This window comes from Blastomonas sp. (genome assembly GCF_030373265.1).
Classification (GTDB): Bacteria; Pseudomonadota; Alphaproteobacteria; order Sphingomonadales; family Sphingomonadaceae; genus Blastomonas.
In genome coordinates this window covers 88,599-108,397 of record NZ_JAUCZC010000009.1, presented here as the reverse complement: position 1 = coordinate 108,397, position 19,799 = coordinate 88,599, and the positions used below count along the sequence as shown (strand labels likewise).

17 protein-coding genes are annotated in these 19,799 nt (G+C 64.4%); 15 read left to right on the top strand and 2 right to left on the bottom strand.

Annotation, left to right across the window (positions count from 1 at the left end):
• Positions 1-8: 8 nt before the first annotated feature.
• On the bottom strand, positions 9-1,658 hold the full coding sequence (locus tag QUV11_RS07595) for a M28 family metallopeptidase (protein ID WP_300881394.1): 1,650 nt from the start codon (positions 1,656-1,658) through the stop codon (positions 9-11).
• A 273-nt stretch (positions 1,659-1,931) separates the two neighbouring features.
• On the opposite strand from QUV11_RS07595, the gene QUV11_RS07590 reads away from it, so the two are divergent.
• The 12 genes from QUV11_RS07590 to QUV11_RS07535 all read left to right on the top strand — a co-directional run bounded on the left by QUV11_RS07590 (position 1,932) and on the right by QUV11_RS07535 (position 15,915).
• Positions 1,932-2,576, top strand: coding sequence for a sigma-70 family RNA polymerase sigma factor (locus QUV11_RS07590; protein WP_300881366.1), 645 nt, complete (start codon positions 1,932-1,934; stop codon positions 2,574-2,576).
• Between the two features lie 66 nt (positions 2,577-2,642).
• Entirely contained in the window at positions 2,643-5,345 is a 2,703-nt protein-coding gene (locus QUV11_RS07585; RefSeq protein ID WP_300881365.1) for a bifunctional [glutamine synthetase] adenylyltransferase/[glutamine synthetase]-adenylyl-L-tyrosine phosphorylase, read from the top strand.
• A 32-nt stretch (positions 5,346-5,377) separates the two neighbouring features.
• Positions 5,378-5,842, top strand: a complete 465-nt coding sequence (locus tag QUV11_RS07580) for a peroxiredoxin (protein ID WP_300881364.1) — start codon at positions 5,378-5,380, stop codon at positions 5,840-5,842.
• Between the two features lie 437 nt (positions 5,843-6,279).
• Positions 6,280-6,948 carry a M23 family metallopeptidase gene (locus tag QUV11_RS07575; protein ID WP_300881363.1) on the top strand — a complete coding sequence of 223 codons (669 nt, stop codon included), beginning with the start codon at positions 6,280-6,282 and terminating at the stop codon, positions 6,946-6,948.
• Positions 6,949-7,160: 212 nt separating this feature from the next.
• Positions 7,161-8,699, top strand: coding sequence for an acyl-CoA synthetase (locus QUV11_RS07570; protein ID WP_300881362.1), 1,539 nt, complete (start codon positions 7,161-7,163; stop codon positions 8,697-8,699).
• Between the two features lie 3 nt (positions 8,700-8,702).
• Positions 8,703-9,995: a cytochrome P450 gene (locus tag QUV11_RS07565; protein WP_300881361.1), complete on the top strand. Its 1,293-nt coding sequence runs from the start codon at positions 8,703-8,705 to the stop codon at positions 9,993-9,995.
• 110 nt (positions 9,996-10,105) lie between these two features.
• Positions 10,106-11,533 carry an aldehyde dehydrogenase family protein gene (locus QUV11_RS07560; protein WP_300881360.1) on the top strand — a complete coding sequence of 476 codons (1,428 nt, stop codon included), beginning with the start codon at positions 10,106-10,108 and terminating at the stop codon, positions 11,531-11,533.
• 258 nt (positions 11,534-11,791) lie between these two features.
• Positions 11,792-12,964, top strand: a complete 1,173-nt coding sequence (locus QUV11_RS07555; RefSeq protein WP_300881359.1) for an acetyl-CoA C-acetyltransferase — start codon at positions 11,792-11,794, stop codon at positions 12,962-12,964.
• A 177-nt stretch (positions 12,965-13,141) separates the two neighbouring features.
• The gene (locus QUV11_RS07550; protein ID WP_300881358.1) at positions 13,142-13,924 is read left to right on the top strand and encodes an SDR family NAD(P)-dependent oxidoreductase; all 783 of its coding nucleotides are present in this window, start codon (positions 13,142-13,144) and stop codon (positions 13,922-13,924) included.
• A 48-nt stretch (positions 13,925-13,972) separates the two neighbouring features.
• Positions 13,973-14,842, top strand: a complete 870-nt coding sequence (locus QUV11_RS07545) for a crotonase/enoyl-CoA hydratase family protein (protein ID WP_300881357.1) — start codon at positions 13,973-13,975, stop codon at positions 14,840-14,842.
• Positions 14,835-15,476 (top strand): TetR family transcriptional regulator, encoded by a 642-nt coding sequence (locus QUV11_RS07540; protein ID WP_300881356.1) that lies wholly within the window; start codon positions 14,835-14,837, stop codon positions 15,474-15,476. Before QUV11_RS07545 ends, QUV11_RS07540 begins: the two co-directional genes overlap by 8 nt.
• 100 nt (positions 15,477-15,576) lie before the next feature.
• Complete coding sequence (locus tag QUV11_RS07535; RefSeq protein WP_300881355.1) at positions 15,577-15,915, top strand: hypothetical protein; 339 nt, start codon at positions 15,577-15,579, stop codon at positions 15,913-15,915.
• Positions 15,916-16,104: 189 nt separating this feature from the next.
• Here the strand turns inward: QUV11_RS07535 and QUV11_RS07530 are convergent, their stop codons facing one another.
• Positions 16,105-16,527, bottom strand: a complete 423-nt coding sequence (locus QUV11_RS07530) for a DUF2147 domain-containing protein (RefSeq protein ID WP_300881354.1) — start codon at positions 16,525-16,527, stop codon at positions 16,105-16,107.
• A 104-nt stretch (positions 16,528-16,631) separates the two neighbouring features.
• Between QUV11_RS07530 and QUV11_RS07525 the strand changes: the two genes are divergently transcribed.
• The 3 genes from QUV11_RS07525 (at position 16,632) to QUV11_RS07515 (ending at position 19,798) form a co-directional block, all read left to right on the top strand.
• The gene (locus QUV11_RS07525) at positions 16,632-17,837 is read left to right on the top strand and encodes a parallel beta-helix domain-containing protein (RefSeq protein ID WP_300881353.1); all 1,206 of its coding nucleotides are present in this window, start codon (positions 16,632-16,634) and stop codon (positions 17,835-17,837) included.
• Entirely contained in the window at positions 17,834-18,859 is a 1,026-nt protein-coding gene (locus tag QUV11_RS07520) for an SO2930 family diheme c-type cytochrome (RefSeq protein ID WP_300881352.1), read from the top strand. The genes QUV11_RS07525 and QUV11_RS07520 overlap by 4 nt, the downstream gene beginning before the upstream one ends.
• Before the next feature lie 66 nt (positions 18,860-18,925).
• Positions 18,926-19,798 carry an S-methyl-5'-thioadenosine phosphorylase gene (locus tag QUV11_RS07515; RefSeq protein WP_300881351.1) on the top strand — a complete coding sequence of 291 codons (873 nt, stop codon included), beginning with the start codon at positions 18,926-18,928 and terminating at the stop codon, positions 19,796-19,798.
• Position 19,799 lies beyond the last annotated feature (1 nt).

Here is a 19,799-nt window from a genome sequence, read left to right as displayed (position 1 = left end):
GATTGTCCTTACTGTGCGGTTGCGCGGCTGGCGTCGCGGGTGGCGCGGAATTCGTCGCCTTCGTTCCAGTTGGGCCAGCTTGTCGACATCGCCAGCGAACGCCCGATGCGGTAATAGAGCGAGAGGTCGGCCATCACGCCCGACCAATCCCAGTTCGGATTATATTCGTCCTTGGGGCCGTGATAGCGGTTGGCCGAATAGTCCTTCGATGCCGCCGCGCCTGCCGCAGTGCCACCGTCGATCAGGTCCTCGCCGCCATCGATGTACAGCATCGGGACGCCCTGCTTGGCGAGGCTGAAATGATCCGAGCGGTAGTAATAGCCGTTCTGCGGCATCGGATCGGCGGTCGCGACGCGGTTGGCCGAAGTGAGCGCGGCATCGAGATAATCCTCGAGTTCGGACTTGCCCTTGCCGACCACCGTGACATTGCGCGCGGGCCCTGCCACCAGAAACGCATCCATGTTGATGCCGCCGACCGTCTTTGCCAGCGGATAGACCGGGTTCTGACCATAATAGGCCGAACCCAGCAGCCCCGATTCCTCGGCGGTCACCGCCAGGAACACCACGCTGCGGTCGGGCGCGCCCGCCTTGGCGAAGGTTTCGGCGAGCGCCACCAGCGCTGCGGTGCCGGTCGCATTGTCGACCGCGCCGTTGCAGATGTCATCGCCATCGGCCGCTGGCTTGCAGCGGCCGAGGTGATCCCAGTGCGCGGTGTAGAGCACATATTCGTCGGGGCGCTTGGCACCGGGCAGGATGCCGATGATGTTGTTGGACATCGTCGTGTCGATGGCGTTGGCGAAGGATACCGAGGCCTTGACCCCCAGCGGCACCGGCTTGAAGCCCTTGGCCTTGGCAGCCTGGCTCAACACGGCGAAATCCTTGCCCGCGCTCGCGAACAGCTGTTCGGCGGCGGACTTCTGGATCCAGCCATTGGCCTGGGTCTGGCTGGCGCCCTGGTCGGCGCTCTGCGCGAAGAACTGCGGACCGGTCCAGCTCGATTCGACCACGCCCCAGCCATAGGCGGCGGGCACGGTATCGTGCACGATCAGCGCGGCGGCGGCACCTTGGCGCGCGGCTTCTTCGTATTTGTAGGTCCAGCGGCCATAATAGGTCATCGCCTTGCCGCCGAAGTCGCCGGTCAGGTCCGGGCTGTCGTAATCGGGATCGTTGACGAGGATGACCACGGTCTTGCCCTTGACGTCGAGCCCTTCGTAATCGTTCCAGCCCTTTTCGGGTGCGTTGATGCCATAGCCGACGAACACGACATCGCTGCCCGCAAGGTCGGTGGTCGGTGTCTGGCGGTAGCTGCCGATGACCATGTCGGTGCCATAAGCGAACGACAGCGGGGTCTTGCCGCCTGTGATCGTCAGCGGGCTGACCTTGCCCGCCTCGATGCTGACCAGCGGCACCGCCTGCAACCAGCTATCGCCATTGCCCGGCTTCAGCCCCGCCTTGGCGAAACGCTCGGTCAGCAGCGCGATCGTTTTCTGTTCACCGACGCTGCCGGGCGCCCGACCTTCAAATTCGTCCGAGGCAAGCATCCGGGTCACGTCCTGCATCGTAGCTTGCGATACGGGTTGGGGGGAGACATCCGGGATATCAAGCGATGCCGTCCCCTGCGCGCCAGCCTGGGCAGCGCCAAACAGAACAAGCGTCATGGGAGCGAACTTGAGCAGCGTTTTGATCATGGCAGGCAGGCCTTCCGACCGGAGGACAGGGGTCCGGATGGGCAATCCGGCTGGGCGGCATCTGTGCCAGCTTGCCCCTCGGCAGGCAAGAGGAGCGGGACGAACCGTTCAGGGCCATGCTTGTGATATGCAACGAATTTCCCTATCGCTCGTATCGAAGTTAACATGCGTCAATACGGCGCGGGTCGGACGTCATGTTCATGACCCCGTACAACCCATGCGTGAAGGTCAGGCCCAAAGCTGATGGCGGTTGATAGCCCAGCAGAAACAACGCCGGAAATCGGCGGTGCTCCACTCGACGACGGAGCCTTCAAGGCGCAACTGGCTGCGCTGATCCCGCATCTGCGCGCCTATGGCCGGTCGCTCAGCGGCAACCGCGATGTCGCCGACGATCTTGTGCAGGACACGATGCTCAAGGCTTGGGCGGCGCGCGAACGCTTTGCGGCGGGCACCAACATGCGCGCCTGGACATTCATTATTCTGCGCAACTCGTTCCTGTCACAGCGCCGCCGTGCGCGGTTCACCACCGAGTGGGACGATGTCGTCGCCGATCGCATCCTGTCGATGCCCGCCGACCAGGGCGACCAGCTCCATCTCGCCGATGTCCAGCGCGCGTTGATGCAGCTTCCCGAGAGCCAGCGCGAGGCGCTGATCCTGGTAGGGGCGGGCGGCTTTTCTTATGAGGAGGCGGCCGAAATCTGTGGGGTTGCGCTCGGCACGATCAAGAGCCGGGTCGCACGCGGCCGCGCGGCGCTGCTGGCGCTGATCGACGAGGTGGTCAGCAACGACAGCCGCGGCGAGCGCACCGCCGATCCGATGGCGGCAATTATGGCCGATGTCGACCGGATGAGCGGCGGGCTTCCGGGACGCGGAAACGACAACGATTGAGCCGCCCGGGCATCATCAGCCGATCGATGATTGCGAAGACGCCGGTGGGCGATTAGCACCGCTGGCATGACCACGCCCGACGCTTATACCGACGCCATCGACCGCGCGTGCCGCCATTCGCCGTTTCTCGCGCTCGCGATCGAACGGCACCCCGATTTTCTGCAGCGGCTGCGGCGCGAAGGCGTGGATGCTGCGATCACGGCGATCATGGCCGCTTTTGCCGACACCCCGGTGAGCGAGGCGTTGCGCCGACGCAAGAACGCGCTGGCGATGGTGCTGGCTGTGGCGGATCTCGCCGGCGTGATTGGTGTCGACCAGGTGACGCGCTGCCTGTCAGACTTTGCCGATGCGGCGCTCGATGCCGCGCTGGGCGATGTCTTCGCCAAGCGCACGCCGGGTGAGCCGGTGCGCGGTTTTGCCGTGATCGCGCTGGGCAAGCATGGCGGGCAGGAGCTCAATTACTCGTCGGATATCGATCCGATCTTCATCTACGATCCCGAGACGCTGCCGGTGCGCCCGCGCGAGGACCCCGCCGATGCTGCGCAGCGGATCGCGCGGCAACTGATCGACATGATGAGCGCGCGCGACGGCCATGGCTATGTCTTCCGCATGGACCTCAGGCTGCGCCCGGCGGCCGAGGTCACGCCGCTGGCGATCCCGGTCGATGCCGCGCTGTCGCATTATGAATCGCAGGCGCTGACCTGGGAGCAGGCGGCGTTCATCCGCTCGCGCGCGGCGGCGGGGGACCCGGAGCTCGGGCCCTATTTCATGGAGGCGCTGCGGCCCTTTATCTGGCGGCGCTCGCTCGACTTCGGCACGATCGACGAGATCGCCGCGCTCACCCGGCAGATCCGCGACCATTACAGCAAGGGCCAGCTGCTGGGGCCCGGGTTCGATCTCAAGCGCGGGCGCGGCGGCATCCGCGAGGTCGAATTCTTCACCCAGGCGCATCAGCTGATCCATGGCGGGCGCAACCCCGCATTGCGAGCCCGCTCGACCCTCGACGCGCTGGATGCGCTGTCGGCGCAGGGTATCGTCCCGCGCGAGGAGGCCGCGATGCTGGCAGGGCATTACCGCAGCTTGCGCACCTTCGAGCACCGGCTGCAGATGGTCGATGACCAGCAGACCCACAGCCTGCCGCAGGACCCGGCGGCGCTGGACAATGTCGCTATGCTGCATGGCCTGGCCGATGGGGCTGCGATGATCGCCGCGCTGGAGGGCGTCACGGGCGATGTCGCCGGTGTCTATGACGGGCTGATCGCGTCGCAGCGGGCGGGCAGCGACGATGCTGCGATCACGCTGAGCAGCGATCCTGAACTGCTGGTCGATGCGCTCGCCAGCGCCGGGCTGGAAGCCCCCGAAGCTCTCGCGGCGCGGGTGCAGGCCTGGCGCGGCGGCGCGGTGCGCGCGTTGCGCAGCGCGGCGGGGCGCAAGGCGTTCGAGGCGGTTCTCCCGGCGCTGCTCGAAGCCTTTGCCGAGGCCCCCGACCAGGCGGGCGCGCTCAACCGGTTCGACGATCTGCTGCGACACTTGCCCAGCACGGTCAACGTCTTCCGCCTGTTGCAGGCGCGGCCGGCGCTGATGCAGACGATGGTCGACATCCTGAGCCACGCGCCGCCGCTCGCCGAATCGCTGGCGCGGCGCGGCGACCTGCTCGACGGGCTGATCGATGCCAGCGCCTATGATCTGGTGGGCAGCGTCGAGGAGATCGCAAAGCGCCTGTCGCGCGAGGAGCCGGGCGACGATTATCAGCAAAGGCTTGATGCGGTGCGGGTGCGGGTGGGCGAGATGCGCTTTGCGCTCGGCGTCCAGCTGATCGAGGGGCGACACGATCCGGTCGCGATCGCGGGCGGGTATGCGCGGGTGGCGGAAGCCGCGATCATCCGATTGGCCAATTGCGCGGTGCACGAGTTCACGCAGGTGCACGGCACGATTGCGGGCAGCGAGCCGGTTATTCTCGCGCTCGGGCGGCTGGGCGGCGGGGCGCTTACCCACGCATCCGACCTCGATCTCATCTTCCTGTTCAGCGGCGAGATCGGCACCGAATCGGACGGCGGGCGCCCTTTGGGCAGTACGCAATATTACAACCGGCTGGCGCAGCGGATCATCGCCGCATTGAGCGTGCCGACCGCAGCGGGTGCGCTGTACGAAGTCGATACCCGGCTGCGACCCAATGGCGCGCAGGGACTGCTTGCGGTCTCCTTCGCCAGCTTTGCCGAGTATCAGCGCGATCAGGCGTGGACCTGGGAGCATATGGCGCTGTGCCGGGCGCGCGTGGTCTATGGGTCTGACGAAGCGCGCGCGCGGCTGCAGGGGATCATCGACGAGGTGCTGCACACGCCGCGCGATGCGGGTGAGATCGCTGCCGCCGCGCTCAAGATGCGCACCGACATCGCCAACCACAAACGCCCTTTGGGTCCGCTCGATGTCAAACTGCTCCCCGGCGGGCTGGTCGACGTCGAGTTCATCGTCCACACCCTTCAGCTCCAGCACCGGACCGGCTTCCATCCGGATCTGCGGGCGGCGCTGGCGGCGTTGACCGAGGCCGGGCTGGTTGATGCCACGCTGGCTCCGGCGCACGATCTGATGACGCGGTTGCTGGTGACGCTGCGGCTGGTCGCACCCGACTGCACCGAGCCGCCGCCCGCCAGCCAGGTGCTGATCGCCCGCGCCTGCGGCTGCGAATCATGGAGCGGCTTGCTGGCCGAAATCGACACCGCGCGCGGTCATGTGCAACAGATCTGGCACACGGTTTTTACGACCGGCTGACACGCTCGGCCGGACACAGGAAAGGAAAGACGATGACCGATATTGGAGACACGATCCCCGACGTGGCACTTACCCGGCCCGATGGCAGCGAGGTGCGCGCCAGCGATTATGCGGGCAAAACCTGGGTGCTGTATTTCTATCCCAAGGACGACACCACCGGCTGCACCAAGCAGGCGCAGGAGTTCAGCGCGCAACTGGCCGCATTCGACGCGGCAGGCGTGTCGGTGCTTGGCGTGTCCAAGGATCCACCCAAGAAGCACATCAAGTTCATCGAGAAATACGGCCTGACGGTGCCACTGGCCAGCGACGCGGAAACCGACGGTCTGGCCGAAGCGATGGGCGTGTGGATCGAAAAATCGATGTACGGCAAGAAGTACATGGGCATGGACCGCTCGACATTCCTGGTCGGCAAGGACGGCAAGGTCGCCCGCGTCTGGCGCAAGGTGAAGGTTGCAGGCCATATCGACGATGTGCTCGCAGCGGCGAAGGCGCTGTAAAAGGCTGATCGGCATTTTCGAATCGGACGCGCGATTCTCAGTGGCTCGCTGGGTTTCCAGCGGGCCATTTTTCTGTCGCGCACCGGGGGAAATGGCAGATCCGTGCAATACGCGCGGGAACGGCGGGCTTAGATGAGCCGTGCCGATTCACGCCGGATGGATGTTCAATCCGCGCGCAAGTCCTGAAAATCGGCCCTTTTCGTGTGCGACTAAACGACTCAACGCGTCAACCAAGCGCTTCAACGCGCGATTGGTCGGGACGGGTTGCGGCGCACAAACTTTTGCCTCTACTCACAATCCAACGAAGTCGGAGGGAAGGGGTTCCAACGATTTTTCGGTTTTCTACCCCAGCCTCAATTGAGGTTGGTGGAAAGAAGGGCAGACGCCAAGGCCAACAAGCCGGGTGATTTGCCCGATAAACAAGGTGCTGAATATTCATGGTCGCAACCAGAATCGTCGCAACGGTATTTACCACATCCGCAGCCACCCTGTTGTGCGCTGCATCACCGGCTCTCGCTGACAGTGGTTCAACCGATGTCGCCTCCACCGTTCCCTCGGTCGCCAGCGAAACCCAATTGGGCGCACAGGACACCGAATTCCGCGCGTTGTTCGCGAACTGGAAATCTCTCGAAAATCGCGAAACCGGCCGCATCGCCATTCCCTCGCGCAAACCCGTCGATCATTTCAAGCTGACCAGCCAGTACGGCTTCCGCGCCGATCCCTTCGCCGGCCGCCGCGCCCGCCACAAGGGCGTCGATATGGCAGGCCCGATCGGCACCCCGATTTACGCCACTGCCGACGGCATTGTCGGCCGCGCCCAGTGGGTTGGCGGTTACGGCAAGTATGTCGAGGTCGAGCACGGCGGCGAAATCCAGACCCGCTACGGCCATATGTCGGAAATCCTGGTTCAGCCGAACCAGCGCGTCACCAAGGGCCAGGTCATCGGCCTGATGGGCTCGACCGGCCGCTCCACCGGCAGCCACCTGCATTACGAAGTGCGCATCGCCGGCAACTCGGTGAACCCGATGCCCTTCATCTCCTCGCGTGATTATCTGCTGGCGATCAACGACGGTGGACGCGTGGCCCAGGGCGGCCCCGCCGAATAATCGGAGCGCAGCGCAGCCTGCAACCAGTATTCAGATCCTTCGAGAAGGGCGCCGGATTTCCGGCGCTTTTTTCGTTTGGGCAGCCCGAAATGCGCAGTTTGGCGTTGCTTTAACCGCTCGATTAAACGATGCTCCTGACAAGAACGGGAATCGCCACCGGACCGCGTTGAGCGCCGCGTGAAGAGATTTCGCGAACAGGAGGGAATGTCGCAATGCATCCATCGGTCCATGCCGGGGCGGACGGCGCCAAGGCTGCTGTCATCATGGCAGGTTCGGGGCGTGAGATCAGCTATGACCAGCTGGATCGCCGATCGAACCAGATTGCGCAGTATCTGCGCGGTCAGGGAATCGGCATCGGCGATACGGTGGCGTTGTGCCTGGAAAACCGAGCGGAATATTTCGATGCCGTCTGGGGCGCGCAGCGCTCGGGGCTGATCTTCGTGGCGATATCCAACCGGCTCACCACCGACGAGATCGCCTATATCCTGCAGGACTCGGGCGCCAAGCTGCTGTTCACCTCAAACACGCTCAGCGCGCAGCTGGACGCGATCCGCGGTCATTGCCCCGGCATTCCGATCGCCAATCTGGATGATGCGGCAACGCTGGCCGCCATCGACGCGATGCCCGATACACCGATTGCCGACGAGCGCGCGGGATCGGACATGCTCTACTCGTCCGGCACCACCGGACGCCCCAAAGGGGTGCGGCTGCCGCTGCCCGAGGACGGCAATATCGCCGCCACCAACTCGCTGGTCGCATTGGCCCAGGGCGCGTTCGGTTTCAGCGGCGACAGCATCTATCTGTCGCCCGCGCCGCTGTATCACGCTGCACCGTTGCGCTGGTGCATGACGGTGCACAAGCTCGGCGGCACCGTGATCGTAATGGAAAAGTTCGATCCGGAAAACGCGCTGGCGCTGATCGAAAAATACAAGATCAATGTCAGCCAGTGGGTGCCGACGCACTTCACCCGGATGCTCAAGCTGCCCGAAGAGGTGCGGCTGCGCTACGACGTCTCGAGCCTCAGGTCCGCGGTCCATGCCGCAGCGCCGTGCCCGGTGCCGGTCAAGCAGGCGATGATCGACTGGTGGGGCCCGGTGCTCAAGGAATATTATGCCGGGACCGAGGGCAACGGCTTCACCTTCATCTCGAGCGAGGAGTGGCTGACGCACCCTGGATCGGTCGGGCGCGCCTTGCTCGGGGTCGTCCATATCTGCGACGAGGAGGGCAACGACGTGCCCGCGCGCAGCGAAGGCACGGTCTATTTCGAAGGCGGCGGCAAGTTCGAATATCACAACGACACCGCCAAGACCCGCGAGGCGACGCACCCGCAAGGCTGGACGACCTTGGGTGATGTCGGCTGGGTCGATGAGGACGGCTATCTCTATCTCACCGACCGCAAGAGCTTCATGATCATCTCGGGCGGGGTCAACATCTACCCGCAGGAGATCGAGAACCTGCTGGTCAGCCACCCGCGCGTCGCCGACGCCGCAGTGATCGGCGCGCCGTGCCCGGACATGGGTGAGCGCGTCGTCGCTATCGTCCAGCCGCTCGATCTGGACGATGCAGGCGAGGCGCTGGCGGATGAACTCAGCGGCTATCTGCGCCAGTCGCTGTCCGGCGTGAAGATGCCGCGGCAGATCGATTTTCGCGACGAATTGCCCCGCCATGCCACCGGCAAGCTCTACAAACGGCTGCTGCGCGACGAATATTGGGCCAAGGCCAAGGCCGACGCCGAAATGGCAGGAGGCTGAGCCATGGCGACGATCGCACCTGCCACGCTGCCGGGCGAGATTGCATCGGCGATCGTCAACCCGGTGGCCTATGGCCAGTGGAGCGAGCTCAAGGACAAGTTCCGCTGGGCGCGTGACAACATGCCGGTCGCGCTGGTGCAGGCCGAGGGCTATATGCCGTTCTGGGCGGTGACCCGGCACGAGGATATCCTCGCCATCAGCAAGGACAATGCGCGGTTCTTGAACGCGCCCAAATCGGTGGTGCTGTCACCGGTGGCGGTGCAGATGCTCACCCATATGATCACCGGCGGCAGCCCGCATCTGGTGTCCTCGCTGGTCACCATGGATGCCCCCGAGCACATGGACTATCGCAAGCTGACGCAAAGCTGGTTCATGCCCAAAAACCTCGCGAACATCGAGGCGCGGGTGCGCGAGATCGCGCGCAGTTCGATCAATGCGATGATCGCGACCGGCGGGACCTGCGATTTCGTTCGCGAGGTCTCGGCGCTGTATCCGCTGCATGTCGTGATGCAGATCCTGGGCGTGCCCGACGCGGACGAGCCGCTGATGCTCAAGCTGACCCAGGAGATGTTCGGCGGCGAGGACCCCGATCTCAATCGCGCCCGCTCGGTAGAGCTGACGCCTGAGCAGATATCGCAACTGGTGGTCGACGCGGTGCGCGATTTCGAGAGCTATTTCATGGCGATGGCCGCGGATCGGCGCACCCATCCGCGCGATGATGTCGCCAGCGTCATCGCCAATGCGACCATCGACGGCGAACCGATCAGCGACCGCAATGCGGCGGGCTATTACATCATCGTTGCAGCGGCCGGGCACGATACCACCTCGGCCTCGACCGCAGGCGCGATGTGGGCGCTCGCCGACGATCCCGAACAGTTTGCCCGGATCAAGGCCGACCGCAGCCTGCTGCCCGGGCTGATCGAGGAGGCGATCCGCTGGACCACGCCGGTGCAGCATTTCATGCGCACCGCAGCGGAAGACTGCGAGATCGCAGGCCAGGCCATCGCCAAGGATGACTGGCTGATGCTGTGCTATGTCTCGGGCAATTACGACGAGCGGGTGTTCGACAGTCCCGATCGGTTCGATGCCGCGCGCGGCCCCAACCGGCACGTTGCCTTCGGGGCGGGCGTCCACCAGTGCCTGGGGCTGCATTTGGCGCGGATGGAGATGCGGATCCTGTTCGAGGAATTGCTCGACCGGGTGGAGTCGGTTGAACTCGCAGGCACCCCGCAACGCGCTTCCAGCACCTTTGTCGGCGGGCCCAAGACGCTGCCGATCCGGTTCGTCGCGCGATGACAGTCCCCGGCAAGAGCCAGCCGAATAGTTAGTGGCTTGCGACCGGCAGGCGATGTAGCTTCGCGGCAAAGGCCCATATGCAAACAGACCTCACAGGAAAGGAACATCTCATGGTTCAGCAGTACAGCGTGCTCATCGATGGCAAGCTCGAAAAGCCCGGCAAGTGGATCGACGTGGTCAATCCCGCCAACGAGCAGGTGATCGGCCAGGTGCCCGATTGCGGCGAGGAAGAGCTGAACCGCGCCGTTGCCGCCGCGCGCAAGGCGTTCAAGACCTGGTCGAAGACACCCATCGACGATCGCCGCGCGGTGATCATGAAGATATCGGCCGCGATCAAGGAAAACGCCGATGAGCTGATGCGGCTGCTGACGGCTGAGCAGGGCAAGCCGCATGCGCAGGCGACCGGCGAGATCTACGGCGCCGCCGGGATGGCTGCAGCCCAGTCCACGCTCACCCTGGAAGACGAGATCAACGAGGACAGCGAGACCCGGCTGTCGCGGACGCGGCGCGTTCCGGTGGGCGTGGTCGGCGGTATCGTGCCGTGGAACTTCCCGGTGATGATGGCGATCCAGAAGATCGTGCCCGCTTTGCTCTCGGGCTGCACCATCGTGCTCAAGCCCTCGCCGTTCACCCCGCTGGCGACGCTGCGGATCATGGAACTGGTCGCCGATCAGGTGCCTGCAGGCGTGCTCAACGTGATCACCGGCGGCGACGACCTGGGCCCGATGATCACCGCGCACCCCGATATCAACAAGATCACCTTCACCGGTTCGACCGCAACCGGCAAGCGGGTGATGGAATCGGCGTCGAAGGACCTCAAGCGCATCACGCTCGAGCTGGGCGGCAACGATGCTTCGATCGTGCTGCCCGATGCCGACGTCAAGAAGGTGGCCGAGCAACTGTTCTGGTCGAGCTTCACCAACGCCGGGCAGATCTGTGTCGCGGCCAAGCGCATCTATATCCACGAGGATATCTATGACGAACTGTCCGCCGCCATCGCCGAATACGCCCGCCACGTGAAGGTCGGCGACGGCGCCGAGCAGGGCACCGCCGTGGGCCCGATCCAGAACAAGAAGCAGTATGAGCGCGTGCTGGAGCTGATCAAGGACGCCAAAGACAATGGCTACAAGTTCCTGGTCGGCGGCGATCACGATCCTTCGGTGCCGGGCTATTACGTGCCGATCACCATCCTCGACAACCCGCCCGAAGACGCACGCATCGTCGCCGAGGAGCAGTTCGGCCCGGTGATGCCTTTGATGAAGTTCGCCACCGTCGACGAGGCCATCGCGCGCGCCAATGCGTCGGATTACGGCCTGGCCGGCGCGGTGTGGACCAGCGACACCGACGAGGGCGTACGCGTTGCCGAGCAGCTCGAGACCGGCACGGTGTGGATCAACGAGTTCCTTCACCTGTCGCCGTTCGCGCCGTTTGGTGGGCACAAGCAGTCGGGCTTCGGCGCCGAATACGGCAAGGAAGGCCTGCTCGAGTTCACCTACCCGCAGGTGATCACGGTCAAGCGGGAGAAGGCGGCGGCGTAAGGACTTAGCCCTCTCCCCTTGAGGGGAGAGGGTTGGGAGAGGGGCCTGAACGGTGGTTTCAAAAAGCGACCTTCACTTCGGCCCCCTCTCAACTCCGCCTAATCGGCAAGCCGATAAGGCTGCGTATCTCTCCCCTGAAGGGGAGAGAGCTGCACGGTGCGCCGTTGACGGATATTCCATATCGCTTTAACCGTTCGATTAAATCCGGTGCCGGAGTCGACCCGACACCCTTTGTGCTATTCAATCAGGAGAGACCCCATGGCCCATGCATATATCGTAGACGCGGTCCGCACCGCAGGAGGCCGTCGTGGCGGCCGGCTGGCGGGGGTTCACCCCGTCGATCTCGGCGCGGCGGTGTTCGATGCGATCGCCAGCCGCAATGATTTCGATACCAAGGCGATCGACGACGTCATCACCGGCTGTGTCGGCCAGGGTGGCGAACAGACGATGGATCTGGGCCGCAACGCGGTGCTGGCATCGAAGCTCCCCGACAGCATTCCTGCCGTCACGATCGACCGCCAGTGCGGCTCCTCGCAGCAGGCAATGCAGTTCGCTGCCCAGGCGGTGATGAGCGGCACGCAGGATATCGTGCTGGCGAGCGGCATCGAAAGCATGACCCGCGTGCCGATGGGCAGCCCCGCGGTGCTGTACATGAAGGCCGGCCTTGGCAACTATAAGTCGGCGCGGCTCGAAGAGGCCTTTCCCGGCGTGATGTTCAGCCAGTTCGATGGCGCCGAAATGATCGTCAAGAAGCACGGCCTGACCAGGGAGCAGCTCGACGGCTATTCGCTCGAGAGCCACCGCCGTGCGGCGGCTGCCACCGAGGCCGGCGCGTTCGACAACGAGATCGTTCCGATCGAGATCGAGACCCCCGAGGGCAAGGAATGGCACAAGGTCGATGAGGGCATTCGCTTCGATGCGACGCTCGAAGGCATTGCCGGGGTCAAGCGCATCTCGGAAACCGGGCTGCTGTCGGCTGCCAACGCCAGCCAGATCTGCGATGGCGCCTCGGCGGTGCTGATCGTGTCGGAGCAGGCGCTCAAGGATCATGGCCTGACCCCGCGTGCACGCATCCACCACGTGTCGGTGACCGCGGGCGATCCGGTGATCATGCTCGAAGAGCCGCTGTTCGCCACCGAGCGCGCGCTCAAGCGCGCGGGCATGTCGATCGGGGACATCGATCTGTACGAGGTCAACGAGGCGTTCGCGCCGGTGCCGCTGGCCTGGCTGTCGTATCTTGGTGCCAGCCACGACCGGCTCAACGTCAACGGCGGCGCGATCGCTCTGGGCCATCCGCTGGGCGCCTCGGGCACCAAGCTGATGGCGACGTTGCTCAATGCGCTCGAAAAGCGCGGCGGCAAGTACGGCCTGCAGACGATGTGCGAAGGCGGTGGCCAGGCCAACGTCACGATCATCGAACGTCTGAGCTGAGCTCTATCAATCCTCCCCGGAACGGGGAGGGGGACCGCGGAGCGGTGGAGGGGAAGCGTCCAGGCGCTGTCGCGACTGTTGGCATGACCCCGCTGCCCCTCCGTCAGTCCTGCGGACTGCCACCTCCCCGTTTCGGGGAGGATTGAAATTCGATTCCACTTTCAGGAGAGACCCAACATGATACTCGATTCCAGCATTTCCGCCGTCGTCACCGGCGGCGCCTCGGGCCTGGGTGCGGCCACCGCGCGCGCGCTCGCCGCCAAGGGCGTCAAGGTCGCGATCTTCGACCTGCAGGAAGAAAAGGGCACTGCGCTCGCCAATGAAATCGGCGGCGTGTTCTGCGAAGTCAACGTCACCGACGACGCCAGCGTCGATGCCGGATTTGAAAAGGCCCGCGCCGCGATTGGCCAGGAGCGTATTCTGGTCTGCTGTGCCGGCACCGGCAATGCGATCAAGACCGCCAGCCGCTCGCGCGACGACGGCAGCATCAAGCACTTCCCGCTCGATGCGTTCAACTGGATCATCCAGATCAACCTCGTCGGCACTTTCCGCTGCATCGCCAAGTCGGCGGCCGGCATGATGACGCTCGATCCGCTGCCCGATGGCGACCGCGGCGCAATCGTCAACACCGCATCGGTGGCGGCCGAGGACGGCCAGATCGGCCAGGCAGCGTATTCGGCCTCCAAGGGCGGCGTCGTCGGCATGACCCTGCCGATCGCGCGCGATCTTTCGAGCGAGGCGATCCGCGTCAACACCATCCTGCCGGGCATCTTCAACACCCCGCTGCTCGCCGCCGCGCCGCAGCAGGTCAAGGATGCCTTGGGCGCGTCGGTTCCCTATCCCAAGCGCCTCGGCAACCCCGAGGAATATGCCCAGCTGGCGATGACGATGATCGAGTGCGGCTATTTCAACGGCGAGGACGTGCGCCTCGACGGCGGCATCCGCATGGCGCCGCGTTGATTTGACCTGACCCTCCCGCTTGGGGAGGGTCGAAACGGGAGCAGGGTGATGACCGAGTATACAGCCATTCGCTACGCGGTTGACGACGGTATCGCGACCATCACCCTGTACCGCCCCGAGAAGATGAACGCCTTCACCAACACGATGATGGCCGAGATGATCGACGCGTTCGACCGGATCGATGCCGACGACGATGTTCGCGCGGTGATCGTGACCGGTGAGGGCAGGGCGTTCTGCGCCGGGGCGGACCTGACGCCCGACAGCGGCGGCGGACCATTCTCCAGCGACGATCCGGTCAGTGACCTCTCCGACCCGCGTGTCCGCGACGGCGGCGGGATGCTGACCTTGCGGATGTTCCAGTGCACCAAGCCGGTGATCGGCGCGATCAACGGCGCGGCGGTGGGCATCGGCGCGACGATGCAGTTGCCGATGGACATGCGGCTGGCCTCGAGCGCGGCGCGGTTCGGGTTCGTGTTCGCCCGGCGCGGGATCGTGCCCGAAGCGGCATCCTCTTGGTTCCTGCCCAAGCTCGTCGGCTATCAGCAGGCGCTCGAATGGTGCATGACCGGACGGGTGTTCGATGCGGACGAAGCGCTGGCAGGCGGGCTGGTGCGATCGGTGCATGCGCCGGACGACCTCATCCCGGCAGCGACCGCTCTGGCACGCGAGATCGCCGACAACACCGCGCCTGTGTCCATTGCGCTAACCCGCGCGATGCTGTGGCGGTTGCCGTCGGCGCCGCATCCGATGCACGCGCACCGTGTCGACAGCCGGGCAATCTACACCCGCTCGCGCTCGGGCGATGCCGCTGAAGGCATATCCAGCTTCCTTGAGAAGCGTGCCGCAACTTATCCCGACCGGGTTGCATCGGGCATGCCGGGTTTCTATCCTTGGTGGGATGAACCCAATTATGAATGATGCGCCTCCGGCTCTGGATGGCGAACGCAATGCCCGCGAGCAGCTGATCGAGGCGGCGAGCCAGATCATGCGCGATGGCGACACGGTCGACCTGTCGCTGAGCGAACTGTCGCTGCGCTCGGGGCTCAACAGCGCCTTGGTCAAATATTATTTCGGCAACAAGCAGGGGCTCATGCTGGCGCTGCTCGAGCGCGACATGCGCAATATCGTCAACAGCCTCGATGCCTTGCTCGCCAAGGATTTTGCACCCGACGAGAAACTGCGCGTGCATATCCGTGCCGCGATCGGCACCTATTTCCGCTTTCCCTATCTCAACCGGCTGCTGATGCGGCTGGTCCGCGATGCCTCGCCCGATGTATCGCGCAAGATCGCCGACGATTACCTGCGGCCGATCTCGCTCGCCTATACGCGGCTGATCGACGAAGGGGTGCAGAAGGGCCTTTTCCGGCCGATCGACCCGCAACTGTTCTACTTCACCGTCACGGGCGCCGCCGACCGGTTCTTCTCCGCGCGGCTGGTGCTGCACCACTGTTACGGCCAGAGCGAGATGACCGAACAGATGCGCGACGACTATGCCGACCACACGCTCGATATCCTGATGCCAGGCCTGTTGCGTCACCCTAAAGCCACATAGACACCGGTGTCGGGGTGAACGCCAGATGAACCGCTCGTTACATTAAATCGCTTTACGGTAATAAACTTACAATCGTCGGAAACTTCTGTAGAGAGGCGGGATGAACACGCCCGCCCCCCTTTCGAGTCCCGACCGCAGGTTTGATCGTGAGCACGAACAGCGTCCTGCCGAGATCAGCCTTGCTGACCAGCAGGCCTTCGAAGCTGCCTCGCTGCGGCTGCGTCAGGCCTTGCAGGATGCGGGCGGCGAAGAGCGGAGCGACGATGTTGCAGAGGCGCGGCAGTCGCTGCGCTCGATCGCGGTCAAGCTGCGCGACGCCGGTTTCTGGCGGTCGGACAAGCAGGGACTGCGCACGACCGTATCGCTGCTGTGGGAAGCGGACCGCCATGTTAACGACAAGGCTCTGCTCGGTCACCAAAGAGATCGCGTGCAAAACTGACCAATCAGGTTCTGGGTCTTCATGCCTGCCGGGTCGCAAACGGTTGCAGGCAGGAAGAGGCGGGTCGGTCGCGGCTTTGAGGCAAGTTACGCACCGACCCGCCATTAAATGAACCCATGTTACGGTTTAATGACAGTCGCTATGTCACTATGTAACCGATCCGTTTGACTATTCCTGCGTATCGTGCGGTTACTTGGCCTGGGTCCAGATCTGGGTCTGGCAAAACATTGCGACGCATCCTTCGACATTAAGTTTTCCGCCGCTGGTCGCCGTGACGATCGACCGATAGGTCTTGCCGGTATTGGGATCATAGATCTTTCCGCGCCATTTGCTGCCATCGGCGACGAAGTCGCTGAGGATGGGAAGGCCGACCAGCTTGCGCTTCTTGAGCGCCGGGTCAGGGTTGTTGACATCGGTCGTCACCCCGCTCTTGGTCGGCTCGAGCAGGCGGCTTATCTTGCCGCACAGCGTCGCACCGCACGGCGCAATGGTGACCAGCGCGCGCTTGTCCTTGGTGTACCACCGTCCCGTGATACTATCGGCTGCGAAGGCCGGGGCTGCGACCGCCACGCTCGCGGCCATGAAAATTGCGACAAGGCTGATCACCCGCATATTGTTCTCCATTCGGAATAGGATTAGCCTTGACCCAAGATCCCGCACCAGACGGGCGCCCGATCGGCATGGCCGGTCCGGTGATAACGCGGGGAAGGAAAAGCATGAAGCGGAATTTTGCAGCGATTGTGGCACTGATGGCATGTGCCGCAACATCGCCCTTGATGGCGAAGGACATCCCGGTTGCGGCCGGCGCTGGCGCGCAGGAGCGGCTGCAGGAAGCGCTGATCCTCGCGCAGCCAGGTGATGTCGTCATGCTGGCCGAGGGCCGGTTCGAACTGACCGACGGCCTGTCGCTCGATGTCGCGGGCGTGACGGTCAAAGGCGCGGGACCCACCAAATCGGTGCTCAACTTTGCCGGACAGCTTGCTGCGGGCGAGGGGCTGCTTGTCACGTCGGACAATGTCGTGCTGCGCGATTTCGCGGTGGAAGACAGCAAGGGCGATGCGATCAAGTCCAAGGGTGCCGACAACATCGTCTATCACAACATCCGGGTCGAATGGACCGGCGGGCCGAAGGAAACCAACGGCGCCTACGGCATCTACCCGGTCGAGTCCGAAAACGTGCTGATCGATTCGGTGCTGGTGATCGGCGCGTCGGATGCCGGCATCTATGTCGGTCAGTCGCGCAATATCATCGTGCGCGATTCCATTGCCCGGTTCAATGTTGCCGGGATCGAGATCGAGAACTGCTTCAACGCCGATGTGCATGACAACATCGCGACCAAGAACACCGGCGGCATCCTGGTGTTCGATCTGCCCAACCTGCCGCAACAGGGCGGGCACAATGTGCGGGTATTCGACAATGTGGTGGTCGAGAACGACACCCCCAATTTCGCGCCGAAAGGCAACATCGTCGCCAGCGTGCCTGCAGGCACCGGCGTCATGGTGATGGCCAATCGGGATATCGAGATCTTCGAGAACGTGTTCGATGGCAACGGCTCCTCGAACATCATGATCATCGGCTATCGCCAGCCGTTCGATGATGCCAAATATCAGCCGATGGTGCGCAATGTGCGGATCAGCGATAACGTTCATGGCAAGACCGGCTTCGCGCCGAAGTTCGATGGCGGCGATATGCTGGCCGCCGCCTTTGGCGGCACGGTCCCGCCGATCATCTGGGATGGCGTGGGGGGTGCCGATGCCGGAATCGTCTCAAGCGATGGCGTGCCTGCGCTCAGCCTCGGAATGACCCGCCCTGACCAGCCCATGGAGAGCGCGCAGCCATCACTCGCGAAGCTGGACGGGAACGCCGCGCCCAAGCTGCCTCAGATCGTGATGCCCGAGGCGATGGAGGCGGCGATCCGGTGAGGGCTTTGCGCGTCGCCTTGGCGCTGGCGTGCGTGGCCACGCTGACCAGCGCGCACCCTGCGCCACCGCTGGTCAACGACGATGCGATCACCGCGCCCGGCCTGCCGCGCGCGCTCTCCGAATACCGCTTTTTCACGGGCACCGGAACCGCCAGCCCGTCGCCGCAGTTGATCGGCTATGGCCTGAGGTCACCGCTGTTTTCCGACTATACCGAAAAGCAGCGCTTCGTTTATCTGCCTGCAGGACAGCGTGCCACGGTTCGGGACAATGGCGAGGTGGCGTTTCCGCAAGGTGCGGCGATCATCAAGACATTCGGCGTGGGGCAGGGTGCAGGCTTCCGCCCGATCGAAACGCGGGTGCTGCTGCACCGCGCATCGGGCTGGGAAGCGCTGCCCTATGTGTGGAACGCGGACGGATCGGATGCCGCGCTGAAGGTCGCAGGCACGCGGCTTGCGCTCACCGTCTCGCGCACGTCGGGCGCGGCGGTCGATATCAGTTATGCCGTCCCCAACAAGAACCAGTGCAAGGAATGCCATCAGTCGGGCAGCCAGATCGTGCCGATCGGCCCGGTGTGGATGAACATGGCCTTCGCCGATCCGGAAACCGAAACGCGGTTCATCAGCCGGGCGACGATGCCAGGCACGGCTTTGGCGAAATGGCCCGTATGGGACGATCCGAAAAGCGGCCCGCTGGCCGTTCGCGCGCGCGCGTACCTGCACTCTAACTGCGCGCATTGCCACAACCCGGCGGGCTCGGCGAGCAATTCGGGGCTGTACCTGAGCTATTCGGTTGCCGATGCCGATACCGCGCTTGGCCCCTACAAGCGCCCGGTCGCCGCCGGGCGCGGCAGCGGCGGGCATGACTTCGCCATCGCGCCTGGTGCGCCCGAACGCTCGATCATGGTGCACCGGATGAATTCGACCGAGCCCGGCGTGGCAATGCCCGAGGTCGGCCGGTCGCTGGTGCATGACGAGGGCGTGGCGCTGATCCGGTCCTGGATTGCGTCGCTCCCCGCCAAATAGCCATTGCACCCGCCCCGCCATGGGCTAGTCCAGTTTCCGGAATCATCACACAAAGGGCAAGGCGCGATGAGCGAATGGACGGTCGGTGTCATCGGTGGGTCGGGGCTGTACGCGATCGACGGGCTGGAGGATGCGCAGACGATCCGCATCGACAGCCCGTTCGGCGAAGCATCGGACGAGGTGGTGATAGGCACGCTGCACGGCCATCGGTTCGTCTTCCTGCCACGCCACGGCAAGGGCCACCGGATCAGCCCAACCGACGTCAACGCGCGTGCCAACATCGATGTGCTCAAGCGCGCCGGATGCACGGATATCCTCGCAATCTCGGCGATCGGGTCGCTGCGCGAGGAGCATGCGCCGGGCAGCTTCGTGATCGTCGACCAGTTCGTCGATCGCACGGTCAACCGCACCAAGAGCTTCTTCGGCACCGGCATGGTGGCGCATGTCTCGATGGCAGAGCCGGTCTGCCCGCGATTGTCGGGTCTGGCAGCCGAAGCCGCGCGCGCCGCCGGCGCTCCGGTTTCGATGGGGGGCACCTATCTGGCGATGGAAGGGCCGCAATTCTCGAGCCGCGCCGAAAGCCATATGTACCGCGCCTGGGGTTGCGATGTCATCGGCATGACCGCGATGCCCGAGGCCAAGCTCGCGCGCGAAGCCGAGCTGCCATATGCCTTGGTCGGCATGGTCACCGATTACGATTGCTGGCGCGAGGGCGAGGCGCATGTCGAGGTCGGCGCGATCATCGCGCAGATGAACAGCAATTCGGCCAAGGCGCGGCAGATGGTGATCGAACTCGCCAAGGCGCTGCCGCAGCAGCGGTCTGCCAGCCCGATCGACACCTGTCTCGATTTCGCGCTGATCACCGCGCCCGATGCGCGCGACCCCGTCCTGCTGGCCAAGCTCGACGCCGTGGCGGGCCGAGCCTTGCGCGCAGGCTGAG

Excerpts from the sequence above, each read along its gene's own strand:
- QUV11_RS07560 (WP_300881360.1), top strand. The coding sequence starts at position 10,106 with ATGGTTCAGCAGTACAGCGTGCTCATCGATGGCAAGCTCGAAAAGCCC.
- QUV11_RS07555 (WP_300881359.1), top strand. The coding sequence starts at position 11,792 with ATGGCCCATGCATATATCGTAGACGCGGTCCGCACCGCAGGAGGCCGT.
- QUV11_RS07515 (WP_300881351.1), top strand. The coding sequence starts at position 18,926 with ATGAGCGAATGGACGGTCGGTGTCATCGGTGGGTCGGGGCTGTACGCG.
- QUV11_RS07595 (WP_300881394.1), bottom strand. The coding sequence starts at position 1,658 with ATGACGCTTGTTCTGTTTGGCGCTGCCCAGGCTGGCGCGCAGGGGACG.
- QUV11_RS07570 (WP_300881362.1), top strand. The coding sequence starts at position 7,161 with ATGCATCCATCGGTCCATGCCGGGGCGGACGGCGCCAAGGCTGCTGTC.
- QUV11_RS07540 (WP_300881356.1), top strand. The coding sequence starts at position 14,835 with ATGAATGATGCGCCTCCGGCTCTGGATGGCGAACGCAATGCCCGCGAG.
- QUV11_RS07575 (WP_300881363.1), top strand. The coding sequence starts at position 6,280 with ATGGTCGCAACCAGAATCGTCGCAACGGTATTTACCACATCCGCAGCC.
- QUV11_RS07580 (WP_300881364.1), top strand. The coding sequence starts at position 5,378 with ATGACCGATATTGGAGACACGATCCCCGACGTGGCACTTACCCGGCCC.
- QUV11_RS07530 (WP_300881354.1), bottom strand. The coding sequence starts at position 16,527 with ATGCGGGTGATCAGCCTTGTCGCAATTTTCATGGCCGCGAGCGTGGCG.
- QUV11_RS07585 (WP_300881365.1), top strand. The coding sequence starts at position 2,643 with ATGACCACGCCCGACGCTTATACCGACGCCATCGACCGCGCGTGCCGC.
- QUV11_RS07565 (WP_300881361.1), top strand. The coding sequence starts at position 8,703 with ATGGCGACGATCGCACCTGCCACGCTGCCGGGCGAGATTGCATCGGCG.
- QUV11_RS07535 (WP_300881355.1), top strand. The coding sequence starts at position 15,577 with ATGAACACGCCCGCCCCCCTTTCGAGTCCCGACCGCAGGTTTGATCGT.
- QUV11_RS07525 (WP_300881353.1), top strand. The coding sequence starts at position 16,632 with ATGAAGCGGAATTTTGCAGCGATTGTGGCACTGATGGCATGTGCCGCA.
- QUV11_RS07545 (WP_300881357.1), top strand. The coding sequence starts at position 13,973 with ATGACCGAGTATACAGCCATTCGCTACGCGGTTGACGACGGTATCGCG.
- QUV11_RS07590 (WP_300881366.1), top strand. The coding sequence starts at position 1,932 with ATGGCGGTTGATAGCCCAGCAGAAACAACGCCGGAAATCGGCGGTGCT.
- QUV11_RS07550 (WP_300881358.1), top strand. The coding sequence starts at position 13,142 with ATGATACTCGATTCCAGCATTTCCGCCGTCGTCACCGGCGGCGCCTCG.